At 46.1% G+C, this 6363-nt stretch carries 2 protein-coding genes, 3 rRNA genes and 3 pseudogenes; 5 read left to right on the top strand and 3 right to left on the bottom strand.

Annotated features, from left to right (window positions below; genetic code table 11):
• Positions 1–542 precede the first annotated feature (542 nt).
• From EO95_RS07740 to EO95_RS17550, 5 genes and pseudogenes are all read left to right on the top strand, one after another.
• Positions 543–1148 (top strand): annotated as a pseudogene (locus EO95_RS07740) (2-isopropylmalate synthase); the annotation flags it as partial.
• 223 nt (positions 1149–1371) lie between these two features.
• On the top strand, positions 1372–1974 hold the full coding sequence (locus EO95_RS07745; protein WP_048133650.1) for a DUF1670 domain-containing protein: 603 nt from the start codon (positions 1372–1374) through the stop codon (positions 1972–1974).
• A 285-nt stretch (positions 1975–2259) separates the two neighbouring features.
• Positions 2260–2624: pseudogene (locus tag EO95_RS07750) on the top strand (DUF1670 domain-containing protein).
• Positions 2530–2816 (top strand): annotated as a pseudogene (locus tag EO95_RS18455) (DUF1670 domain-containing protein). Before EO95_RS07750 ends, EO95_RS18455 begins: the two co-directional pseudogenes overlap by 95 nt.
• Positions 2817–2819: 3 nt before the next feature.
• Positions 2820–2978: a hypothetical protein gene (locus EO95_RS17550; RefSeq protein WP_156164015.1), complete on the top strand. Its 159-nt coding sequence runs from the start codon at positions 2820–2822 to the stop codon at positions 2976–2978.
• A 10-nt stretch (positions 2979–2988) separates the two neighbouring features.
• Here the strand turns inward: EO95_RS17550 and rrf are convergent.
• The 3 genes from rrf to EO95_RS07765 all read right to left on the bottom strand — a co-directional run.
• Positions 2989–3110, bottom strand: a 5S ribosomal RNA gene (gene rrf, locus EO95_RS07755).
• Positions 3111–3184: 74 nt separating this feature from the next.
• Positions 3185–6089: ribosomal RNA gene (locus tag EO95_RS07760) — 23S ribosomal RNA — on the bottom strand.
• A gap of 189 nt (positions 6090–6278) precedes the next feature.
• A 16S ribosomal RNA gene (locus EO95_RS07765) occupies positions 6279–6363 on the bottom strand; the annotation flags it as partial.

Raw genomic sequence — 6363 nt, forward strand, 5'->3', positions numbered from 1 at the left:
ATTTCGCGATAGATGTTGAAACATCTATCACCCAGAATTAACCGAACCGACAAATCCTCGTCAGACAGAAAAATAACTCCTGTCTCCATTAAAAGATGAAAGAGATTTTGAATTTCAACCCACACATTTGAGCTGTGTGAGGGATACATACAAGACGTGTCTTGTATATAAGCTTTTCCCTTCAAAGAAGGGTGAACAAATTTGAAAGAGGAAAATTGGATGGTTAAAAGATTTCAAAAGAGTTGGACTTTTGAATCCTTACCGTCGTCCGTTTTTAGTAGCGATTGTTTGTAAAAACAATCCCTTCAGGCATCTCTTATTCCGTTTTTTAGATTCGTTTTTAGATACCTGTTCCGTTTTTCAAATTCCGTTTTTCACCTTCGGGATGTCTTGTGACGCCCGAGAAGCAACCCTAGAATGGAGCATCTACTATAAATAGTGTTCGATCGAAAACTCAAAGAAGTAAAGTTCAACTAAATATTTAAACATCTACATGATGTTTATATACCAGAAGTGTACATTCAACTTGATGATTACTATGGATGTACACACTGAAAGAAGGGATCGATTTTTACATCGAACCCATGCAGAATAAAAAAGTAACTATTTTTGACACAACACTGCGTGACGGAGAACAAACCCCGGGCGTATCCCTGACTTCGACCCAGAAGCTGGAAATTGCTCATCAACTCGACAAACTCGGGGTAGACATAATAGAAGCCGGATTTCCCATATCTTCAGAAGGAGATAAAGAATCCGTAAAATCGATTTCTAATGCAGGGCTTGATACCATAGTATGTGGGCTTGCTCGTGTACTAAAAAAAGATATCGATGCCTGTTTTGAAAGTGATGTTGGCCTTGTGCACACCTTCGTCCCGACCTCGGATGTACAGAGGATATATACCATTAAAAAGAGCCAGGAAGAAGTAATTCAACTGGCTGTGGAAGCTGTCCAGTACATCAAAGACCACGGACTGAAGTGCATGTTTTCTGCAATGGATGCCACCAGAACCGACCCTGCATATCTCATAGAGGTTTTCAAGGCGGTCCAGGAGGCAGGATGCGATATCATTAACGTGCCAGACATGGTAGGAATCATGGTTCCATCTGCAAGGTACAGACAAATAAAGACATTGCAGCTGAAAATCAGAAGAAAATGGTGATCAATTAAATACCCACATTTGACCAATTGTTTATCTATTCTTACCACCAAAGCAATATTAATGGCCCTCATGTTCGTATAAATTCCAAAAGAATATCTTTCAACATTTAATCGTCAATTACAGACCCAGCTTTACAACGAACTCATGCACGATTATTCATTTCCTCGTGCTATCTGCAGATCATTATCTGAACTTTTCCTTTCTTATTTTGACCTTATATTTCAGCAGCCAGCGCAAAGAAGGCCAGATTATCTTTCATGCAGTTTCTAAAGACATTCCTCCTGGCATACCAGTAGATGAAATGAATCTGGTTCCCATAAAAATCACTATCTATGGCTCTGATGACTGTACGGTCAAAGATCAGCAGGAGTTGTTAGATAAAAGGATCAAACGCATCAGTAGTGAAACATATGCTCAGGGTGCCCTAATTACCCAGGCTGACATAGCAATCCTTCTTGAAGAGAGCACAAAGACAATTTCACAGCATATAACATCGCTGGAAAAGAAGGGAGAACTGGTGCCAACTAGAGGAAAAATGGAAGGACATAGGTCCTGGGATAAGCCACAAGAAAAAAAAATTCTGGAGCTTTACCTCAAAGGTTATGAATATACTGAGATCAAAAGAAAGACAAAACATAGTTGCGAATCCATCATGCGCTATGGGAAGGACTTTGAAAGAATACCGATACTGACGGAGGACGGATTTGATGATGAATACCTCAGGATTATAACAGGCATCTCAGAAAAAACAATTAGGGAATACAAGGAATTGATCAAACCTATTCTACTGAGGAATAGCAAGAGCGTTTAGACCAGCTTCACAGCATTTTTGGAAAAAGAAATCAACAGAAAAAACGAGGAAACAATTCTAAAGACGGACTCAGGGAGATGGAACACATGAAAGTCCCTTCAACGATCGAAACAAAGGTAACAAACTCCCTGAAAGGTTCGATCCTTGATCTTATACAGAAAGATTACCAGTTTATAGCCTGGTGACAAAATACAGGAAATTTTTGCCAGTGATCTCGTGGAAGTTATGAGGAAATTTTATCGTGATCCAGGGAAACTGGAAGTGGGATAAATTCTATGGTATGGAGTGAAGGCTTTGGGGAAGCCGAACTACGGTAAAAACAGTAAGAAAACACCGTTGACACCTATTGTTTTGACCCGGATTTCCAAAGAGGATCTGGAGATGAAGAAGGCAGGTTATTCTAAGGAGATTATGAAAACAAAAATAGGAGGCCCTTCAAAGAGGCATATGAACAGGGAGCACTACTTACGCATTCTGAGATGGCATATCTGCTCAATGTTTCTACAGGTGCTCAATGTTTCTACAGGTACTGTGAGCAAGCAGGCAAAATAGTATATGCAAAGAACAGGGGAGATACTGCCAACAAGAGGGATTATCCAGGACATTGGAAGAGCAATAACTCACAAGAGGATTATCCTCAGGTTATATAGGAAGGGAATCAAACTTCAGATATTGTAAGAATGACAAATCACACGGAAGAAGCATGTGACAGGTACATTAAAGCATATAAGAAAGTAGAAAAACTAAGCAAAAAGATGAAAATTGAGGAAATAGCACAAATTCTGGGAATGGGAAAGTCCCTGGTAGAAGAATATAGAAGAATTTTAAATGAGGAGGAATGACTGATGGGTGAAACAAACTATGGTAGGTCTGGATGCCTATCGGTCAATTGGGAGTTTAGTAAAAATCAATTATCAGAAAAACGATTTCAGAAAAACAATTCAAAAAACAATTTCAGAAAAACATATTTAGAAAAAACAATATTCAGAATAGATTTGAAGTAGTATAGGGTGAGTTTGGCAGCGATCCAGAGTTCCCGAAGGCTCGCACACTTCAGTACAGTAAGGAACGTGGGCAGGCTTATCTTCTGTGTTCGGAAAGGGTACAGGAGTTGCCCTGCCGCTATGGCCGCCAAGCTCGACCTTATAAATGGGATAGGAAGAAGTCATGTATAGGTGTGCTGCATATTGAATTTCGCCTGGACCTGAATTAGGTGAAAGGAACGGATAGTTAGTGAACGCGGACTGAACACCTCGTTGCCTTGGTGCTTACATCCCGTTTCTATCAAACCGGTCTTTTACCGGAATCCTTAAAGAGGTCTCTTTTTAGGTCAGATTTCGAGCTTAGATGCATTCAGCTCTTATTCCTTAGCGCGTAGCTGCCCGGCGATGCCTTGTCAGACAACCGGTACACCAGTGGCGCCGCTGCTTGGTTCCTCTCGTACTAAAAGCAGCTTACCCGCAGACCTCTGGCACCTCTAGTAGATAGTAACCGACCTGTCTCACGACGGTCTAAACCCAGCTCACGATCTCCTTTAATAGGCGAACAACCTCACCCTTGGCCGCTGCTGCACGGCCAGGATGGAAAGAACCGACATCGAGGTAGCAAGCTGCCGGGTCGATATGTACTCTTGCCGGCAACGACTCAATTATCCCCGGGGTAACTTTTCTGTCATTTTTGGCCCCCACCAAGGAGGCTCAAAAGTTCGCTAGAACCGACTTTCGTCTCGTCATCCACTGCTTTGCTGAATAACGTCAGGCTGACTTATACTCTTGCACTCTTCAGCGAGTTTCCGACCCGCTTGAGTCAACCATTGCGCGCCCTTGATATCTTTTCAAGGGCGTCCCGCCCCAGGCAAACTGCCCACCTATCGGGGTCCTCTTCGCAGAGTTAGGGTCGTAGTTCCAGAAGGGTAGTGTCCCAATTGCGACTCCACGGATGCTGGCGCACCCGCTTCGACGTCTCCTACCTACACTGTACATCCAGAACCACAACCCAACGACAGGCTGCAGTAAAGCTCCACGGGGTCTTCACTTCCCCCTAGAGGTCTCTAGACTGTGCACTAGAATGTAAGCTTCACCGGACTCCAGTTAGGGACAGTAGGGCTCTCATTGATCCATTCATGCAAGTCGCCAATTAAGCGACAAGGTACTACGCTACCTTAAGAGGGTCATAGTTACCCCCGCTGTTTACAGGCCCTTCTTCCCGTTGAACCGGGGTTTCAGGTACCTGCACTGAGCAGGATTCAGAGATTGTACTAGCCCTTACGGGTTTGCAATCTCCTATGTTGATATTAGACAGTTAGAGCCCCCTGGTCACTGCGACCTGCTGTCTACACAGCAGGCACTCCTTCTCCCGAAGTTACGGAGCTAATTTGCCGAATTCCCTTAACTGAATTACTCCGACACGCCTTAGCCTTTTCAGCTAGGGGCACCAGTGTCAGTTCTCGGTACGGACATTTAGCTGTCCTTTTCACGGGTTCCTGGGTGCAGCCAACTTACGCCATTACAGATTCGCCCGCTTCTCGCCATTACGGCTCTCCACAGGTTTCGCTGCTTAGACGGCGCGACGACGCCGCTCGGCCTGCCCGAAAACGTCAGACTTTAGTGCTAAATGGTACAGGAATATTAACCTGTTTCCCTTTTGGCGTACTCGAATTACGGTACGTCTTAGGACCGACTAACCCTCGGCTGACGATCATTGCCGAGGAAACCTGGCCCCTTCGGCGGCAGGGATTCTCACCCTGCTTTGCTGCTACTATTACCAGGATTTTCGTTTGTGAACGGTCCACAGGACTTTACAGCCCTGCTTCAGCCCGAACACAACGCCTTCCTACGAGATTACCTTGCGGTACTCCGTGGTATCGGTGGTCGACTTGAGCCCCGTCAATTTTCGGGGCCCCAAACCTCGACTGGTGAGCTGTTACGCACTCTTTGAAGGGTAGCTGCTTCTAAGCTAACCTTCCAGCTGTCTTGGGCTTGGGACGCCCTTTAGTGTTAACACTTAGTCGACACTTGGGGACCTTAACCACGGGCTGGGTTGTCTCCCTTACGGACTACAAGCTTACCCCAGTAGTCCGGACTCCGACTTTCTCAGATGACAGTGGGTTTGGAGTTTGACAGGCGGGCGAGGGATTTCTCCCCCGGAACCGCCAATCAGTGCTCTACTCCACCGACGATCTCCAGTCAGGTCATGCTACGACATGTTTCGGAAGGAACCAGCGGATGCCGGGTTAGATTAGCATTTCACTACGAGACGCAGGTCACACGAATGATTTGCAGATCAAAACCGCTTGCGGTCCTCCACGTAGCTTTCGCCACGCTTCAACCTGCCCACGCCTAGATCACCCGGCTTCGGGTCGTACCCCGGTGACTCCACGCACTTGTATACGTCGTGCCTCGCCCGAAGGCTGCGCACATGTTGCTTTCGCTTCGGCTGCCCAGATAAAAGGTTAGCCATCGCCACCAAGATACACTCCCTGGCCCGTTCTTCAAAACGTAAGATACGACACTGGCAGTGACATTCGTACTACATCCTCGCGAATGATTCCTTCATGTCAAAGATCCTTTCATGCCGTATCGTTCCATCACTATCAGGTTTCAGGCACTTTGCACCTCCCTTCTCGGGGTACTTTTCAGCGTTCGGTCACCCTACTATTTCGCTATCGGTCTCAAGTAGTATTTAGTTTTGGAGGTTGGTGCCCCCCAGATTCCCGCACGATATCCAACGCACGGTACTCAGGGACATGTTCCGGTTTATTGGCTTACACCTAAGTGACTGTCACACTCTATGGTCTGCCGTTCCAGGCAAGTTCGGTTTCGCCGCCAAACGTTTGAACAGCCCTACAACACCACATTTCCCCGAAGGGATTCGGTTTGAACTGTGCCGTGTTCACTCGCCGTTACTAGCGGCATCTCGTTTGATTTCTTTTCCAGCTCCTACTGAGATGTTTCAATTCGGAGCGTTCCCGATCATTACTGATCACTATGGAGAGGTCCCATTCGGAGATCCCGGGTTCATTGGATCCATGCACCTACCCCGGGCTTATCGCAGCTTGGCACGTCCTTCATCAGCTCTTGAGCCGAGCCATCCACCTGATAGCATAACTCCTGTTACACCTAACCAGGTCCAGTTAGCGTTCAATATACAGCACCTATACACGACTTCATGTGCCTGCGGTTCCGCGCAGGCTATCCATCCTTCCCCGATAAGCTACTTACCGGGTGCATTTGATGATTTATGAGATTAATGGGTTGAGGATTTGTTCGGTTTATCGGCATCTGGGTGATAGTGTTTTTATGCTTAGGAGGTGATCCAGCCGCAGATTCCCCTACGGCTACCTTGTTACGACTTAACCCCCCTTGCGAAATTCAGGTTCGAACACGGCAC

This window comes from Methanosarcina sp. 1.H.T.1A.1, from assembly GCF_000979295.1.
Classification (GTDB): Archaea; Halobacteriota; Methanosarcinia; order Methanosarcinales; family Methanosarcinaceae; genus Methanosarcina.